We start from the raw sequence: 16885 nt of genomic DNA, 5'->3' as shown, positions 1-16885 counted from the left end.
CCGGATGCGGTATCGCGGCCAAATATGCTGTGAAATGCATATCTGATGCGACAAAGTGTCGCAACGGTAGCCGCATCAGGCCTGTACGTGAAGCGCCATTGGTCTAATAATCGGCTTTCGAAAGCCTATTGGTCCCGCCGACGCGGGCGGGAGTCGCGATGTACAAGGTCCGCATCCAGCCGCAATGGACGCTCGAGAACAGCGACGGCGTGGGCTTGTCGTCGCCACTGGTCGACCTGCTGTTGGCTGTGCGGGCGACTGGCTCGCTCGCCGCGGCTGCTCGCCAGGCTGGGGTGTCCTACCGTTACGCCTGGGGGCGGTTGCAGGACGCGCAGGCGGTGTTCGGGCAGCCGCTACTGCGCATGAGCCGCGGCCGTGGGGCCTCGCTGACGGCGATCGGCGAGCGCCTGGTCTGGGCCGACAGCCGGATCGCCGCGCGCCTGTCGCCGTTACTCGACAGCCTGGCGACGGAACTGGAGGCCGAACTCGAACGCACGGTCGGCGCGCATGCGCGGCCATTGCGCGTGCATGCCTCGCATGGCTTCGGCGTGGAGACGCTGCGCCGTGCGATGGCGGCATCGGACGTGGCGCTGGACCTCAAGTACCGCAGCCCCGACGACGCGTTGGCCGCGCTGCGCACCGGCGCTTGCGACATCGCCGGCCTGCACCTGCCGATCGGCACGCTCGAAGCGCCCTTATTCGCGCACTACCGTCCGCGCCTCGACCTGGATGCCGATCGCGTGATCCACCTGGCGATGCGCCGCCAGGGGCTAGTGCTCGCGGCTGGCAATCCGCTGGGCATCGGCACGCTGCAGGACCTGGAACGGCCCGACATCCGCGTGATCCACCGCCAGCCCGGGTCGGGCACGCGGCTGCTGTTCGAGACCATGCTGGCCAGCCACGGCATCGCCTTCGACCGCATCCGCGCCTGCGACGTCGAGGAGTTGACCCACGCTGCGGTGGCCGCATACGTCGCCAGCGGCCTGGCCGACGTCGGCTTCGCGCTCGAACCCCCGGCTCGGCGCTACGGGCTGGACTTCCACCCGCTGGTCACCGAGCACTACTTCTTCCTGTGCCACAACGACGTGCTCGAATCCGGACGCTTGCGCGGGCTGCTCGATCTTTTGCGCAGCGAGGGCTTTCGCCACGAACTCGGCCTGCTGCCCGGCTACGATCCCAGCCGCTGCGGCCAGGTGCAGACACTGCCCGACGCCTTCGCCGCCGCTCGCCCCTGAACACCGGGGGCAGCGTGCATTTTCGAAGGCCCTAGAAACTAGAAACGGGGTCAGTAGAAACGGGGTCAGCGTGCAGTTTTGCGTGGGCGACAAGGCGCCGATCCACGCGCTGTAAATTGCATGCTGACCCCGGTTTTTCGGGTTACTGGATCTCTTCGTTGAGCATCAGTTGGCGCGCGAAGCGGACCGGCGGTGCGCCCTGGGCGAGCATGTCGTCGTGGTACTGCTTGAGGTTGAACGCCTCGCCGCGCGCGGCCTCGGCCGCCTTGCGGGCGTCGAAGTGCTCCTGCGCGCCGACGAAGTAGGTCGCCAACTGGGTCGACGACAGCTGCGCACGCGTCCACTTGCCCTCGGCCTCGCTCTGCTGCTGGAACGTCTGGCGCACCATCAGATCCAGCGCCTGCTCCTTGGTCCAGTTGTCGACATGGATGCCCTGGTCGAGGATCGCGTTGGCGACCGCGCGCGCATAGAACTTGAGCTGCATCAGCCGGAACAGCGGATCGCTGTCGGCATAGCCGGCGTCGGCCATCATCCGCTCGGTGTACACCGCCCAGCCTTCGGCGAACGGGCCGGAGCGGAACACCGCGCGCAGCGTCGAGGGATGGTTCACCGAATGCGCGCCTTCCAGGTAGTGACCGGGCATCGCCTCGTGGATCGTCAGCACGTGCAACATGTGCTTGTTGTACTCGCGAAGGAACGAATCGACCTGGGCATCGTTCCAGTCTTCGGGAATCGGCGAGATCGCGTAGTAGGTGTCCAGCCCCTTGTCGAGCGGGCCAGGCGAATCGCAATACGCCGCCGCGACGCCGCGCTGGAACTCCGGCATCAGGATGATCTTGACCGGATCGTTGGGCACGGTGACCAGGTCGTGCTTGCGGACGAACTCGGTGGCGACATCGAGCGTGTGGCGCGCGTATTCCACAACCTCCTCGCGCCCGGGGCGATCGGCATAGGCGACCTCCATCGCCGCTTCGATCGCCGCCTGGCGCTGGTCTTCGGTCGGCTGTGCCGGCGTTGCGGGCGCGCCATCGCGGCCTTCGAGCACCGTCTGCGCGACGGTGTACATCTCGTCGCGGATGCGGGTCAGCTCGGCCTCGGCACGCTGGCGGATGTCCTGGCGCGAGAGCGAGGAATTGAGCGCGAACTTGAGCTTCTGGTCGTACTTCTCCGCGCCAATGCGGAACTCGCCCTTGGCATTGGGCACCAGCGTACCGTCGAGCCAGGCCTGGTGTTCCTCGACCGCGGCGCGCAGCGTTTCGACCGCCGCGTCCAGGCGCGCGCGGTCCTGCCCCTGCAACTGGTCGGCATTGGGCGTGATGAACGTCTCGATCAGCGCCAGGACGCCCTTGTTCTGCGCCGCGACCGTGCGTGCGTGGGTCGGCGGCACGCGCGCCGGATCCAGGTTCTCGCGCGCCTGGGCGAGGATCGCCGGAATCTTCTCCATGCGCTGCGTCGCCGACTTCAGACGTTCGGGCATCGGCGCGAACTCGCGTGCCATCAACCCGTAGATCGCGCCGCCGGCCAGCCCGCTGTAGGTCTGCGGATCCCAGGCCCAGCTCTGCATGACCTCGGTGTCCCAGATCCCGTATTCGAGCTGGTTGCGCAGAATCAGCGCGTCCACGCGGTTCTCGCGCGAGAGCTTGTCGAAGTCGATCGCGCCAAGCTCGGCCAGGTAGCGGCGATTGAAGTCCAGGCCTGCCTGCCGACCCGCTGCCGAGAGGTCGTCGACCTCGGCATCGAAGCGGTGGTCGCCGATCTGCGTGGCCGACACCGGCGACAGCGCCATCACCTCGTCGAGGTAGCGCTTCGACAGTTCGGCGAATGCCGCGTCGGCGGGCGAGGGTGCCGTGGCAGCTGCGCCATCCTGCGCGTTGGCGGGGGCGCTCGGCGCCTCCCGGTTGCAGCCGGCGAGGGCGGCGGTGAGTACGGCGACGGCGAGCAGAGAACGGCGCATGCGGCAATTTCCAGGCATTGGGACAGCGCGCAAGCATAGAGGCGCCGCCACCGCGCCGCATGTGCCGATCGTGTCGGCTCGACCCAGCGCCCCAAACCGGGGTCAAAGTGCATTTTTCGCATGTCGCATGATGCGTGCGTGCCTTCGAGCAAAAATGCACTCTGACCCCGGTTGTGGTTTGGATTTGACGCATTGGCGCTGAGCGCAGAAGAATCGGGGGTTGTGCGGCCATCGCCGCGGGGAGAGTGCAATGCGGCGTCGCGACTTCATGGCCCTGGGGGGGATCGGGCTGGGCAGCCTGTTCTTGCCGGGCGGGATCGGCCGGGTGATCGCGGCCGAGGAACTGACCACCGCGCTCGACCCCGCCGTCAAGAGACGGCTCGCCGATGTTGCCCTGCAGGCCGCGCGCGATGGTGGCGCCGGCTACTGCGATGTGCGCATCGGCCGCTATCTGCGCCAGTACGTGATGACCCGCGAGGCGCGGGTGGAGAACGTCGTCAACGAAGAATCCACCGGCGTGGGCATCCGTGTGCTCGCCGATGGCGCCTGGGGATTCGCGGCGACCAATGCGCTCGATCCCGACAGCGTCGCTGCGGCCGCGCGTCAGGCGGTGGCGATCGCGAAAGCCAACGCGCGCATCCAGGCGACGCCGGTGCAACTGGCGCCGGTCGCGGGCGTGGGCGAGGTCGCCTGGCGCACGCCGATTGCGCGCAACGGTATGGCGGTGCCGGTCGAGGACAAGGTCGCGCTGCTGCTCGACGTCAATGCCGCCGCGATCGCCGCCGGCGCCGATTTCGTCGGCTCGCGGCTGTTCCTGGTCAACGAGCAGAAGTACTTCGCCAGCACCGACGGCTCGTACATCGACCAGGACGTGCACCGGATCTGGGCGCCGTTCACGGTCACCGCGATCGACAAGGCCAGCGGCAAGTTCCGCACCCGCGATGGTCTGTCGGCGCCGATGGGGCTGGGCTACGAGTACCTCACGCCGGACCCCGCGCAGCGTTTCGAACTGCCTGGCGGCGTGGTCGCCTACGACCGCGCCTACGACATGCGCGAGGACGCGGTCGCCGCCGCCCGGCAGGCCCGCGAGAAGTTGCGCGCGCCCTCGGTCCAGCCCGGCCGTTACGACCTCGTGCTCGATCCGTCGAACCTGTTTCTGACCATCCACGAGAACGTCGGCCACCCGCTCGAGCTCGACCGCGTGCTCGGCTACGAGGCCAACTACGCCGGCACCAGCTTCGCCACACTCGACAAGCGCGACGCCGGTTACCGCTGGGGCAGCGAGATCGTGAACTTCGTCGCCGACAAGACCCAGCCCGGCAGCCTGGGCGCGGTCGGCTACGACGACGAAGGCGTGCGCTGCAAGCAATGGGACCTGGTCAAGGACGGCATCCTGGTCGACTACCAGGCCACGCGCGATCAGGCGCATCTGCTGGGCAAGACCGAATCCGATGGCTGCAGCTACGCCGACGCCTGGTCGAGCGTGCAATTCCAGCGCATGCCCAACGTCTCGCTGTCGCCGGGCCGGTCGCCGCTGACGGTGCGCGAGATGATCGCCGGCGTCGAGCGTGGCCTCTACATCCACGGGCGCGGTTCGTACTCGATCGACCAGCAGCGCTACAACGCCCAGTTCGGTGGACAGCTGTACTACGAGATCCGCAATGGCGAGATCGCCGGCATGGTCGAGGACGCGGCCTACCAGATCCGCACGCCGGAATTCTGGAACGCCTGCAGCGCGATCTGCGACGAACGCGACTATCGCCTCGGCGGTTCGTTCTTCGACGGCAAGGGCCAGCCCGGCCAGGTCTCGGCGGTCTCGCACGGCGCGGCGACCACGCGCTTCGACGGCATCAACGTGATCAACACCGCACGCTCGCTGTAGCAGCGAGCGCGCGTCGGGGCGAAGCGCGGTGGCATCGTCCCGACGCCGGGCCGCTACAGCGACTGGCAGATCGCGAGCGCGGTCTCGCCGAACGACGGCGGTGGCTGCTGCGCCATCGCGTGCGCAAGGGTCTCGACATGGCGGACGCGGTCGGCACCGGACGGGTGATTGCCGCTGGCGTCTTCGTCGAAGATACCGTTCTGTGGCCAGGCCCGCACGCTGGCCAGAACCTCCGGCCAGCCGTGCCCGACCCGGGTCAGCAGATAAGCGGAGGCGAGATCGGCGATGACTTCGGTGGCCGGTCCGCTGATGCCGTGCAGGCCGATGTCGGCGAGGATCCGTTCGCTCATGCCGTGTCCCGCTTCGTGGGCGAGTGCGAACTTGATCGCGACCTCGTCGTCCAGGCCCAGCAGGCCCTGGCTGGCCTCGATGCCGTAGCCGCCGGTCGCCGGCGCCAGGTTGCCATTGGGCTGGGTGCCCGGCACTTCGATCACGATCGGCACCATCGCTTCGCCGAACACGGTTGGCCGGTCGCCGCCGTAGAACAGCTCGGCGCTCGCGTCGAGCAGGGCGGCGACGGCCTCGCTCGCCTGGGTTGGGGTCAATGGCATTGCAGTATCTCCTGATGTGGATGCAGCCGGTCGCGGATGCGGAAGGTGCAGGGTCGCCGCGGCGCCACGCCAAGGGCATCGGTCGTATGCCGGGGTCGGCCGGCGTGATCGCCGAGTCGGCAGCGCGCAGGATCCGACTCAGGTGGCAGGCCTGTGCCATTCGTCACTGGACGAGGCGCGCGCGGCATGTCATCAATCCGGATGGCGCGTAGGGGACGCGTCGCCATCTCATCGCCACGTCCGCGCTCGCTGCGGACCTTCGCTTCTCGGGAGACCTGCTGTGCATAGACGCGATTTCCTCGCCCTCGCTGGTGTCGGCGCGGGTGGCCTGTTGCTGCCCGCCGTCTTCGGCAAGGTCATTGCTGCCGAGCAACTGCTGTCCGCGCTCGATGTGGGCTTCAAGAAGCGACTGGCCGATGCCGGCCTCAATGCGGCGACCGCCGCGGGCGCGAGCTACTGCGACGTACGCGTAGGCCGGTATCTGCGCCAGTTCGTGATGACCCGCGAGGACAAGGTCCAGAACGTGGTCAGCACCGAATCGACCGGCGTGGGCGTGCGTGTCGTCGCCGGCGGCGCCTGGGGCTTCGCCGCGACCAACTCGCTGACCGAGCAGGGCGTGGCCGAGGCCGCGCGCCAGGCGGTCGCGATCGCGCAGGCCAACGCCAAGGTGCAGACCGCGCCGGTGCAACTGGCGCCGGTCAAGGGCGTGGGCGAGGTCGCCTGGCGCACGCCGATCGCGCGCAACGGCATGGAGGTACCGGTCAAGGACAAGGTGGACCTGCTGCTGGGCGTCAATGCCGCGGCGCTGTCAGCCGGTGCCAGCTTCGTGAACTCCACGCTGTTCCTGGTCAACGAGCAGAAGTACTTCGCCAGCACCGACGGGTCCTACATCGACCAGGACGTGCACCGGATCTGGGCGCCGATGACGGTGACCGCGATCGACAAGGCCAGCGGCAAGTTCCGCACCCGCGATGGTCTGTCGGCGCCGATGGGCATGGGCTTCGAGTACCTCGATGGCGCGTCCGCGGGCAAGGTCGTCTCGCCCAACGGCGTGGTCAACTACAGCACCTCCTACGACATGCGCGAGGACGCGATCGCCGCGGCGCGCCAGGCGCAGGAGAAGCTGCGCGCGCCATCGGTCAAGCCCGGTCGCTACGACCTGGTGCTCGACCCCTCGCACACCTGGCTGACCATCCACGAGTCGATCGGCCATCCGCTTGAACTCGACCGCGTGCTCGGCTACGAGGCCAACTACGCCGGCACCAGCTTCGCCACGCTCGACAAGCGCGAGCAGCGCTTCCAGTACGGCAGCGACCAGGTGACCGTGTTCGCCGACAAGACCCAGCCCGGGAGCCTGGGCGCAGTGGCGTTCGACGACGAAGGTGTGGCGACCAAGCGCTGGAACCTGATCGACGCCGGCAAGCTGGTCGACTACCAGGCCACGCGCGACCAGGCGCACATCCTGGGCAAGACCGAGTCCGACGGCTGCAGCTATGCCGACGCCTGGTCCAGCGTGCAGTTCCAGCGCATGCCCAACGTCTCGCTGGCCGCCGGCCGCACGCCGCTGAGCGTGGAGCAGATGATCGGCGATGTGGAGAACGGCATCTACATCGTCGGCGACGGCTCGTTCTCGATCGACCAGCAGCGCTATAACGCCCAGTTCGGCGGTCAGCTGTTCTACGAGATCCGCAACGGCAAGATCGCCGGCATGATCGAGGACGTGGCTTACCAGATCCGCACGCCGGAGTTCTGGAACGCCTGCGTCGCGGTCTGCGACGAACGCGACTACCGCCTCGGCGGTTCGTTCTTCGACGGCAAGGGCCAGCCCGGCCAGGTCTCGGCGGTCTCGCACGGCTCGGCGACCGCACGTTTCAACGGCATCAACGTCATCAACACCGCGCGTTCGCTCGGCTAAGGAGTCCCGACCATGACCATCTTCACCGAAGCCCAGGCTCGCGAACTGCTCGAGAAGACCGTCGCGCTGTCCACCGCCGACGAGTGCACCGCCACCCTGTCGGGCTCGATCGACGGCAACATCCGCTTCGCGCTCAACAACGTGTCCACCAGCGGCATCGTCAGCAATGCCGAACTCAGCGTGCAGGTCGCCTTCGGCAAGCGCGTGGGCACGGCCAGCATCAATGCCTTCGACGATGCCTCGCTGCGCAACGTGGTCAAGCGCGCCGAAGACCTCGCCCGGCTGGCGCCGGAAAACCCCGAGTTCCTGCCGGCGATCGGCAAGCAGGACTACCGCGCCAGCCCGACGTTCAGCGAATCCACCGCGGCGATCACCCCCGAGTTCCGCGCGCAGGTCGCGGCCGATTCGATCGCCCCGTGCCGGGCCGAGCAACTGGTGGCCGCCGGCTTCCTCGACGACGGCCGCAGCTTCGTCGCCTTCGCCAACAGCAACGGCAACTTCGGTTACCAGCAGGCGACCAACTTCAACTACACCTGCACCGTGCGCACCGAGGACGGCCGTGGCTCGGGCTGGGTCGGGCGCAACCTCAAGGACGCCAGCGCGTTCGACGCCGGCCGCGATGTGCGCGTGGCGATGCGCAAGGCCAGCGAGTCGGCCCAGGCCCAGGCGCTCGAGCCGGGCAAGTACACCGTGATTCTGGAGCCGGCCGCGGCCGCCGGGCTGATCTCGTTCATGATGCGCTACTTCGATGCGCGTACCGCCGACGAGGGGCGCAGCTTCCTGTCCAAGCGTGGTGGCGGCAACAAGCTCGGCGAACAGGTCTACGACCCACGCGTCAACATCGTCGCCGACCCCTGGCACCCGGAGGCACCGGTGCTGCCGTGGGACAACGACGGTCTGCCGCGCGAGAAGATGGCGATCATCGAGAACGGCAAGGTCGCCAACCTCGACTACTCGCGCTTCTGGGCACAGCAGCAGGGCAAGCGCGCGGTCGGCCGGCCGGGCAACCTGCTGATGTCGGGCGGCGACAAGTCGACTGCCGACCTGATCGCCGGCACCGATCGCGGCATCCTGGTCACCCGCACCTGGTACATCCGCATGGTCGATCCGCAGACCGTGCTGCTGACCGGGTTGACCCGCGATGGCACGTTCTATATCGAGAACGGCGAGATCAAGTACCCGCTGAAGAACTTCCGCTTCAACGAATCGCCGGTGATCATGCTCAACAACATCGACGAGCTCGGCCGGCCGGTGCGCGTTGGCGGCGACGAGTCGTCGATGGTGATGATGCTGCCGCCGATGCGGCTGCGCGATTTCACTTTCACCTCGCTGTCGGATGCGGTCTGAGGCGTTCGCATCGCGGGTGATGACGATGTCCGGGCGGCGCTCGTCGCCCGGGCGGGGCAGGTCACAGGCCTCATCCCTGGCTGCCCGGGTCGGGACACGCGGATCGGTGCGATGAATCGGCGCCGCGCGCTGCAGTGGATGCTGGGGGCGGCGGCCGGGCTGGCCTTGCCGCCGGTGCCGGCGCAATCGGCGCGTTACGATTTCTGGTTCACCCGGCTGCGCTACGAGTCGGGCGACTGGGATGTCGATGCGCGGATGCCGTCGAATGTGATCACCTCGCTGATCGACTACACCGATCTGCGCGTCGATCCGACCGAGCATGTGGTCGCGCTGTCGGACCCGAAGATGCTCGCCGCGCCGTTCTGCTATCTCGCCGGGCATCGCCTGGTCGAGTTCAGTCCGGCCGAGCGGCGCAACTTCGAGCGCTATGTGCGCGGCGGTGGCTTCGTGTTCGTCGACGACTGCAACCACGACATCGACGGTCTGTTCGCCAAGTCGTTCGAGACGCAGATGGCCGCGATCTTCGGCGCGTCGGCGATGCGCAAACTGCCGAATTCGCATGCGCTCTACCACAGCTTCTTCCGCTTTCCCGACGGTCCCCCGGCGACCGGCTTCGAGCTCAACGGTTGGGGCGACGACCTGGTGCACGACTACCTCAAGGGCATCGAGATCGATGGCCGGCTGGCGGTGCTCTACAGCAACAAGGATTACGGCTGCGAATGGGACTACGACTGGCGCAACAAGCGCTTCCTGGCGCAGGACAACACCAAGTTCGCGGTCAATATCGTGATGTACGCACTGACCGCATGACTTCCGCTTTCGCAGGACCCGCCGCATGAACGCCACCACCCCCACCGAAGCCGACCTGCGGACGCGTCTGGCGCAGCTCGATGCACTGCGCGATGCGATCGCGCGCGCCGTCGTCGGCCAGGCCGAGGTCGTCGAGCAGCTGCTGGTGGCGCTGCTCGCCGGCGGGCACGTGCTGCTCGAAGGCGTGCCGGGGCTGGGCAAGACGCTGCTGGTACGCACACTCGGCCAGGCGCTCGACCTCGACTTCCGGCGTGTGCAGTTCACGCCCGACCTGATGCCCAGTGACCTGCTGGGCACCGAACTGCTCGAGGAGGATCACGGCACCGGGCGGCGGCATTTCCGTTTCCAGGAAGGGCCGGTGTTCACCCAGTTGCTGCTGGCCGACGAGCTCAATCGCACGCCGCCCAAGACCCAGGCGGCGCTGCTCGAAGCGATGGCCGAGCGCACCGTCAGCCATGCCGGCGTGACCCGGGCGCTGCCGCAGCCGTTCTTCGTGCTGGCGACGCAGAATCCGATCGAGCAGGCCGGCACCTATCCCTTGCCCGAGGCGCAACTCGACCGCTTCCTGCTGCATGTCGCGCTGGGCTATCCGGATGCCGACGAGGAGCAGGCGATCCTCGCGCGCACGACGGGGGCGGCGGAGGCCGAAGTGCCGCGGGTCATGGACGCCGCTGCGGTGCTGACACTGCAGGCATTGGTGCGCCAGGTGCACCTGGGCGACGACCTGCTGGCCTGGATCGCCGCGCTGGTGCGCGCGACCCGGCCGGGCGAGGGCGTCCCCGAAATCGTGCGCGAGTACGTGCGCTGGGGCGCCGGGCCGCGCGCCGGACAGTCGCTGGTGCTCGCGGCCAAGGCGCGCGCGTTGCTGCAGGGCCGGCTTGCAGCGACGCGCGAGGATGTCACGGCATTGATCGCGCCGGTGCTGCGTCACCGGCTGGTGCTGTCGTTCGCGGCGGAGGCCGGACAGATCGACGCCGATGCGGTGGTCGCCGGCCTGCTGCGCGCGCTGCCGGCACCGGACCGCTGAGCGCAGCGTGGCGGCCGCGAACCCGGCAACGCCGATGTCGCCGGACGGCCCGCCGCCCGGCGATAGGCTGACGCCTGCGTTGCGGGCCTGTCTGGCGGCATTGCGGCTGCGCCCGCGCCAGGCGCGGGGGCGTGACGGCCTGGGCCAGCACGCCAGCCGCAATCGCGGCGCGGGCCTGGAGTTCGCGCAGTACCGCGCCTACGAGCCGGGTGATGAGCCGCGGCAGATCGATTGGAAGCTCTACGCACGCAGCGATCGCTTCTTCGTGCGCGAGGCCGAGCGCGAGAGCCCGGTCCGGGCCTGGGTGCTGCTCGACACCACCGCGTCGATGGCCCAGGCCGACGACGCCGCGCCGCAGCGTACGCGTCTGGAGGTCGCACGTTTGCTGGCGGCCTGCGTGGTGGAGATCGCGCACCGCCAGGGCGATGCCTGCGGTCTGGCGACCTGTGGTGGCGCCGGCGTCGCGCTGGTCGCACCGGGCATCGGGCCGCGGCAGCGCGACCGCTTGCGCCACGCGCTGGCGCGCGCCGCGCCCGCCGGTGGCTGGCCCGATCCGGCGACGCTGGCACCCGTTTGGGGCCGCATCGCGCGCGGCGACCTGGTCGTCGCGATCGGCGACTGGTTCGACGCGGGCGCGGTCGACGCGCTGCTGCAGCTGGCGCGGGCCGGGCGCGAGGTCGTCGCGCTGCAGGTGCTGACCGCCGACGAACGCGATTTCCCGTTCTGCGATGGCCGCCGCTTCGTCGATCCCGAAACCGGCGAGGCGCTGCTCGGAGACGGGCCGGCGCTGCGCGCCGATTACCTCGTACGCTTCGGTGCGGCGCAGCGCGCGCTCGCGGCTCGACTGGCCGGCGCGGGCATCGCGTTCGCGACACATGTCGCCGATGCGCCGCCCGAGGGTGTGCTGCGCGCGCTGTTCGGCGATCGGCCACGATGAGCCTCGGCCTGCTCGCACCGGCCGCGCTCGCTGCGCTGGCGGCGCTGTTGCTGCCGCTGCTGTTGCACCTGGCGCGCCGCGACGCCACGCGGCCCACGCCGTTCGCGGCATTGCGCTGGCTGCGCGAGCGGCCGAAGCCGCGCCGACGGCTGCGCTTCGACGACTGGCCCTTGCTGCTGGCCCGTCTGCTGCTGCTCGCATTGCTCGCACTGTGGCTGGCGTGGCCGGTGCTGCATGGCGGCGCGGCCCCGGCGCGATGGACGGTGGTCGTGCCGGGCGTGGCGGCCGACGCGATGCCGCCAACCGATCCCGACGCGCCGGTGCGTTGGCTGGCGCCGGGCTTTCCGCAGGCGCGCGACACCGTCGCACCGACGGGCCCGGTGCCAGTCGCCAGCCTGCTGCGGGAATTGGACGCGACGCTGCCTGCCGGCACCGCACTGACGGTGGTCGTGCCCGAGACCATCGACGGCGCCGATGGCGGGCGCGTGACCTTGTCGCGCGCCGTGGACTGGCAGGTCGTGCCGGAGGCGTCCGCGCCGGGCGCGCCCCCCGGCGCGGGGTGGCCGCAGCTCGATGTGTTCGGCATCGCCGATGACGACCCGACACTGCGCGTGCTGGCCGCGGTCGCACACGCCTGGCGTCCCGACGATGCCGATGCACTGCAACGCCCGACCGCCGATGCGACGCCGCGCGCGCAGGCCGCGCTCGCATGGTGGAGCGCCAGCGCGCCGCCGCCCGCATTGCTCGAGGCTGCGGCTGGCCGCACGCTGTTGCTGGGCCCGGCGGCGTTGCTGCCCGAGGGCACGGACTGGCACGCCAGCGTCGATGACGTGGGTTTCGAGCGTGCGGCCTGCGGCGCGGCAACCTGTGTGCGCTGGCGTGGCACGTTCGACCCGGCGCGTGACCAGGAACTGCTCGATCCCGGTTTCCCTGCACGACTGCGCGATCGTCTGCAGCCCGGGCCGGCGCCGGCACGCATCGCCGCCGCGGACCTGACTCCCGCCAGCGGGCTGACGGCCTATCCGCCGGTGCCGCGCGACCTCAGGCCGTGGTGGGCGCTGCTGGTCGCGCTGGCATTCGCGCTCGAGCGCTGGCTGGCCGCCGCCGCGCGTCGGAACATGGCCGCATGAGCGTCGTGTCTGCGCTGCTGCGCGTGCGCGCCGCGACACGTCGGCGCACGGCCCTGGGCATCGTGCTGGTGGCCGTCCCGGTGGCGATTGGTCTGGCAGCGCTCGCCTGGCGGATGGCCGGGGGCGCGGCGGCGGTCGTGGCAGCGTTGCTGGGCGTCGCGCTCGCCGCGGTCATCGCCACACGCCGGATCCGCCGTGCCGGCCTGCGTTGGCTCGTGCGCCGGCTCGATGCCGATCGTCGCGATATGGAGGACAGCGCCGCATTGCTATTCGCCGAACCCGCCGCGCTCGCGCCCTTGGCGCAGCTGCAACGTGCGCGGCTGGAAGGCCGACTCGCCGCGCGGCCGTGGACACCGGCACCGGCGCCCTGGCCGTGGCGCGCGCTGCTCTTGGCGTGGTCGGTGGGCGTAGCGCTGACGGTGGCTACCCTGGCCTGGCCAACGGCCGCGCCGCCTCGCGCGATCGACCGCGTGCCCACACGGACCGGGTCACCGGGCGCGCCGGTGCTGCGCGCGCAAACGCTGCGGATCGAGTCGCCGGCCTACACCGGTCTGGCACCGCGCACGCAGGCCGAACTCGACGCGCAGGCGACGATCGGGGCGACGTTGCACTGGACGCTGCGCTTTTCGCCGCAGCCGCAGCGCGTGGCCCTGCAGTTGCACGACGGCCGCGCGCTGGCGTTCGTCCGTCAGGGCGAGGACTGGACGGCGACGCTGCGGCTCGAGCAGTCGTGGCTGTACCGCATCGCGGTCGATGGCGACACCGACGGTGTCATCGCGCGTGCGCAGCCCTGGCGGCTCGAGGCGCTGCCCGACCGTCCGCCGGAGGTGCGCGTGCGCGCGCCCGAGACCACGCTGTCGACGTACACGCGCGGCCAACGTGCCTGGGCGCTGGCGTTCGAGGCGACCGACGACTTCGGCGTCGCGGCGGACGCGCGCCTGCGCATCACCGTGACCCGCGGCAGTGGCGAGGCGGTGACGTTCGAGGACCACACCCGCACTTTGCACGGCACCGGTGACGCACGGGCGCGCACGTTCGTGGCGACGCTCGACCCCGCCGCGCTGGGCCTGGAGGAGGGCGGCGACCTGGTGGCTCAGCTCGAGGTCCGCGACACCCGCGTGCCCACACCGCAACAGGCCCGCAGCGCCAGTCTGATCCTGCGTTGGCCGCCGCCGACGCCACCCGATGCCGATGGGCTCGAAGGCCTGGCGCGCGACGTGTTACCGGCGTACTTCCGCAGCCAGCGCCAGATCATTCTCGATGCCGAAGCGCTGATTGCCGAGCAGCCGCGGCTCACGCGCGAGACGTTCGAGACGCGCTCCGACACGCTGGGCGTCGATCAGCGCTTGCTGCGCCTGCGCTATGGACAGTTCCTGGGCGAGGAGTCGGAAGGCCATGCGCGGCCGCCGCCGACCGCCGACGCCGACGACACGCCGCCCCCGCCGCCGCGCAAGCCCCTGCCGATCGACGATTTTGGTCAAGACGATCCGTCCGCTGCCGCGCCCGCGACACAGGCGGCGCCTGCGCACGACGACGCGCACGACGACCACGACCACGATCATGACCACAGGCCCGCTGACGGGACGACGTTCGGCCGTGCCGACGACGTACTCGAGGCCTTCGGCCACACCCACGACTTGCCGGAGGCGGCAACGTTGCTCGACCCGAAGACGCGCGAACTGCTGCGCAGCGCGTTGCGCGAGATGTGGCAGTCCGAGCTGCACCTGCGCCAGGCCGCGCCGCGCGAAGCGCTGGCGCCGGCGAACCGCGCACTGGTGCTGATCAAGGAGGTCCAGCAGGCCGACCGCATCTATCTGGCACGGGTGGGCACAGCGCTGCCGCCGGTCGATTTCGCCCGGCGTCTGGGCGGCGATCGCGATGGCATCGCGCCGCGTGCGGTGCCGGGCCCGGCGGCGGTCGAACTCGACGCCCCGATGGCGGCCTGGCAGGCGCTGGCCTGGGACGAGGCCTTCGACCCGGCCGCGCTCGTCGCCTGGGCGCAAACGCAGCCGCGCGCGCTCGACGATCCGCTTGCGTTGCTGGCCGCGATCGACGCGCTGCAGCGCGATCCAGCCTGCACCGCATGCCGGCAGGCCCTGCGCGCGCAGTTGTGGCAGGTGTTGCAGCGTCCGCTGCCGGCGCCGCCGCGCCGCGCCGCGATCGACGCGATGGGCGCGCGCTATCTCGATGCGCTGCAGGAGGGTGCGCGATGACGCCCGAGCGCTGGTTGCTCCCGCTGTTGTGCGCCGCCGCCGCGTTGTCGATCCTGCGGCTGGCGATCGCGCACCTGCGCGCGCCGCGCGAGGCCCGGCCCGCGGCATGGCGGACGTGTGTGCTCGCAGTGTTGACCATGGTCTCCGCCGGACTGCTGGCGCGCACGTTGCAGCCGCCGCCGGTGCCGGTCGCACGCGACACCTTGGTCGTACTGACCGCCGGATGGCAGGGCTTGCCAGTGCCGGGCACGCCGCGCGTGGTCGCATTGCCCGAGGCCGGCGACGGGCCGCTCGGGGCACTGCGGATGCCCGATCTGGCAACCGCACTGCGGCGTCACCCCGATGTGCAGGCGCTGGCGATCGTCGGCGCTGGTCTGACGGCGCGCGACCGTGACGCGGTCGGCGATCGTGCGCTGGCGTTCGTGCCGGCGGCACTGCCGGACGGCATCGTCGCGCTCGAGACGCTGCGCGACGTCGCGCCGGGCGCGCGCTTCGAGGTGCGTGGCCGGGTCGCCGGGCGCGAAGGCGCGCAGGCTGCATTGTTCGATCCGGCCGGCCGCATCGTCGATACGTCCGCGCTGGACGAGGCGGGTGGTTTCCGCTTGGCCGGCACCGCGCGCGGTGTCGGCGCTGCGCTGTTCAGCGTGCGCGTGCGCGATGCCGACGACGCCGAGCTGTCCCGGGTCGAGGTGCCGGTGATCGTTGAAGAGACCTCTCCGGTGCGCGTGCTGCTGCTCGCCGGTGCGCCGAACCCGGACCTGCGCGCGCTGCGCCGCTGGGCCGAGGACACGGGCCTGCGCCTGCGTTGGCGGGTGGCCCTGGGCGGCGGCACCGGTGTCGGCGACGCGCCCGCGCTCGATGCGGCCGGCTTGGCCGAGCAGGATCTGGTACTGCTCGAGGCGCGCGCATTCGACGGCTTGAGCGCAGGCACGCGCGCCGCGCTGCGCAGCGCGGTGGCGAATGGTCTCGGCGTGCTGGTGCATGCACCGCAGCCACCGTCGAGGGCGTTGCGCGAGTGGCTGCGCGGCACCGGTCTTGCGATCGAAGCGGGGCCGGTGCGCACGTGGCGCCCCGACCCGGGCCCGAGCGAGGCGGCGCGGCTGCGCGCGTGGGCCGGGCCTGGCAGCGTCGATGCGCCGTTCGATCCGCTGCTGGCGGGCGAGGCACCGCCGGCGCTGACCTATCGTCCGTTGGCGGGAGGGCTGCCGGCGAGTGCGGCCAGCCCGCAGGACATGATGCGCTGGCAGGCCTGGGGCCGTGGCCGCATCGGTCTGGTCACGCTGGCCGACAGTTGGCGCCTGCCGCTGGCCGGCCGCGCCGACCTGCACGCGGCATTGTGGAGTAGTTGGGCGGGCACGCTGGCCCGTGCCGGCGACCGGGACACGGCGACGGTCGAGGGGGCGGCTTGGGTCGGCGAGCGCGTCGCGCTGTGCGGGCTCGGGCCCGACGCGCAGGCGATCGCCCCGGACGGGCGCGCGATCCCGCTGCTGCGCGATCCGGCGGCGCGCGATTGCGCCGGCCTGTGGCCACGCGTTGCCGGCTGGTACCGGATCGTCGATGCCGATCGGCGCTGGCCGCTGCAGGTGCGCGCCAGCGAAGACGCCCCGGCTCTTTCGGCCGCGCAGCAACGCGCCAGGACACAGGCGTTGGTGCGCGAGCGCTCCGGCGGCCGCGCATCGCAGGCCGCGGCCCCCGGTTCGAGCTGGCCCTGGGCGCTGGCCTGGCTGCTGGCAACGACCGCGCTGTGGGCGCTCGGCCGTGCGCGCCTGGGGCGTGCAGGGGTGTTGGCGTCGCCCCAACCTCGCTAATCTGTGCCTCCCAGGG

Annotated in this window: 12 protein-coding genes; 10 read left to right on the top strand and 2 right to left on the bottom strand. The window is 70.6% G+C overall.

Features of this window, described 5'->3' with window-relative positions; translation table 11 throughout:
• Positions 1–158: 158 nt before the first annotated feature.
• Entirely contained in the window at positions 159–1235 is a 1077-nt protein-coding gene (locus tag MNO14_RS11420; RefSeq protein WP_241943859.1) for a substrate-binding domain-containing protein, read from the top strand.
• 142 nt (positions 1236–1377) lie between these two features.
• On the opposite strand, the gene MNO14_RS11415 is transcribed toward MNO14_RS11420, so the two are convergent.
• On the bottom strand, positions 1378–3189 hold the full coding sequence (locus tag MNO14_RS11415; protein WP_241943858.1) for a DUF885 domain-containing protein: 1812 nt from the start codon (positions 3187–3189) through the stop codon (positions 1378–1380).
• Positions 3190–3439: 250 nt separating this feature from the next.
• Between MNO14_RS11415 and MNO14_RS11410 the strand changes: the two genes are divergently transcribed.
• Positions 3440–5071, top strand: coding sequence for a TldD/PmbA family protein (locus tag MNO14_RS11410; RefSeq protein WP_241943857.1), 1632 nt, complete (start codon positions 3440–3442; stop codon positions 5069–5071).
• Between the two features lie 53 nt (positions 5072–5124).
• Here the strand turns inward: MNO14_RS11410 and MNO14_RS11405 are convergent, their stop codons facing one another.
• Positions 5125–5682 carry a hypothetical protein gene (locus MNO14_RS11405; RefSeq protein WP_241943856.1) on the bottom strand — a complete coding sequence of 186 codons (558 nt, stop codon included), beginning with the start codon at positions 5680–5682 and terminating at the stop codon, positions 5125–5127.
• 280 nt (positions 5683–5962) lie between these two features.
• On the opposite strand from MNO14_RS11405, the gene MNO14_RS11400 reads away from it, so the two are divergent.
• The 8 genes from MNO14_RS11400 to MNO14_RS11365 all read left to right on the top strand — a co-directional run bounded on the left by MNO14_RS11400 (position 5963) and on the right by MNO14_RS11365 (position 16869).
• Entirely contained in the window at positions 5963–7597 is a 1635-nt protein-coding gene (locus tag MNO14_RS11400) for a TldD/PmbA family protein (protein WP_241943855.1), read from the top strand.
• A gap of 12 nt (positions 7598–7609) precedes the next feature.
• Positions 7610–8944, top strand: a complete 1335-nt coding sequence (locus tag MNO14_RS11395; RefSeq protein WP_241943854.1) for a TldD/PmbA family protein — start codon at positions 7610–7612, stop codon at positions 8942–8944.
• Between the two features lie 138 nt (positions 8945–9082).
• Entirely contained in the window at positions 9083–9754 is a 672-nt protein-coding gene (locus MNO14_RS11390; protein ID WP_241946329.1) for a DUF4159 domain-containing protein, read from the top strand.
• A gap of 25 nt (positions 9755–9779) precedes the next feature.
• On the top strand, positions 9780–10781 hold the full coding sequence (locus MNO14_RS11385) for a MoxR family ATPase (RefSeq protein WP_241943853.1): 1002 nt from the start codon (positions 9780–9782) through the stop codon (positions 10779–10781).
• Positions 10782–10815: 34 nt separating this feature from the next.
• Positions 10816–11718 carry a DUF58 domain-containing protein gene (locus MNO14_RS11380; protein ID WP_241946328.1) on the top strand — a complete coding sequence of 301 codons (903 nt, stop codon included), beginning with the start codon at positions 10816–10818 and terminating at the stop codon, positions 11716–11718.
• Positions 11715–12848: a BatA domain-containing protein gene (locus tag MNO14_RS11375; RefSeq protein WP_241943852.1), complete on the top strand. Its 1134-nt coding sequence runs from the start codon at positions 11715–11717 to the stop codon at positions 12846–12848. The genes MNO14_RS11380 and MNO14_RS11375 overlap by 4 nt, the downstream gene beginning before the upstream one ends.
• Entirely contained in the window at positions 12845–15061 is a 2217-nt protein-coding gene (locus tag MNO14_RS11370; protein ID WP_241943851.1) for a DUF4175 domain-containing protein, read from the top strand. The genes MNO14_RS11375 and MNO14_RS11370 overlap by 4 nt, the downstream gene beginning before the upstream one ends.
• Entirely contained in the window at positions 15058–16869 is a 1812-nt protein-coding gene (locus tag MNO14_RS11365) for a carboxypeptidase regulatory-like domain-containing protein (RefSeq protein ID WP_241943850.1), read from the top strand. The genes MNO14_RS11370 and MNO14_RS11365 overlap by 4 nt, the downstream gene beginning before the upstream one ends.
• Positions 16870–16885 lie beyond the last annotated feature (16 nt).

This window comes from Luteimonas sp. S4-F44, from assembly GCF_022637415.1.
Classification (GTDB): domain Bacteria; phylum Pseudomonadota; class Gammaproteobacteria; order Xanthomonadales; family Xanthomonadaceae; genus Luteimonas.
Note: the sequence above shows the minus strand (reverse complement) of the source record. Positions and strands in the feature narration are given on the sequence as shown.

Coding starts and splice junctions, on each gene's coding strand:
- MNO14_RS11415 (WP_241943858.1), bottom strand. CDS start 3,189: ATGCGCCGTTCTCTGCTCGCCGTCGCCGTACTCACCGCCGCCCTCGCC.
- MNO14_RS11365 (WP_241943850.1), top strand. CDS start 15,058: ATGACGCCCGAGCGCTGGTTGCTCCCGCTGTTGTGCGCCGCCGCCGCG.
- MNO14_RS11390 (WP_241946329.1), top strand. CDS start 9,083: ATGCTGGGGGCGGCGGCCGGGCTGGCCTTGCCGCCGGTGCCGGCGCAA.
- MNO14_RS11410 (WP_241943857.1), top strand. CDS start 3,440: ATGCGGCGTCGCGACTTCATGGCCCTGGGGGGGATCGGGCTGGGCAGC.
- MNO14_RS11380 (WP_241946328.1), top strand. CDS start 10,816: ATGTCGCCGGACGGCCCGCCGCCCGGCGATAGGCTGACGCCTGCGTTG.
- MNO14_RS11405 (WP_241943856.1), bottom strand. CDS start 5,682: ATGCCATTGACCCCAACCCAGGCGAGCGAGGCCGTCGCCGCCCTGCTC.
- MNO14_RS11395 (WP_241943854.1), top strand. CDS start 7,610: ATGACCATCTTCACCGAAGCCCAGGCTCGCGAACTGCTCGAGAAGACC.
- MNO14_RS11370 (WP_241943851.1), top strand. CDS start 12,845: ATGAGCGTCGTGTCTGCGCTGCTGCGCGTGCGCGCCGCGACACGTCGG.
- MNO14_RS11385 (WP_241943853.1), top strand. CDS start 9,780: ATGAACGCCACCACCCCCACCGAAGCCGACCTGCGGACGCGTCTGGCG.
- MNO14_RS11375 (WP_241943852.1), top strand. CDS start 11,715: ATGAGCCTCGGCCTGCTCGCACCGGCCGCGCTCGCTGCGCTGGCGGCG.
- MNO14_RS11420 (WP_241943859.1), top strand. CDS start 159: ATGTACAAGGTCCGCATCCAGCCGCAATGGACGCTCGAGAACAGCGAC.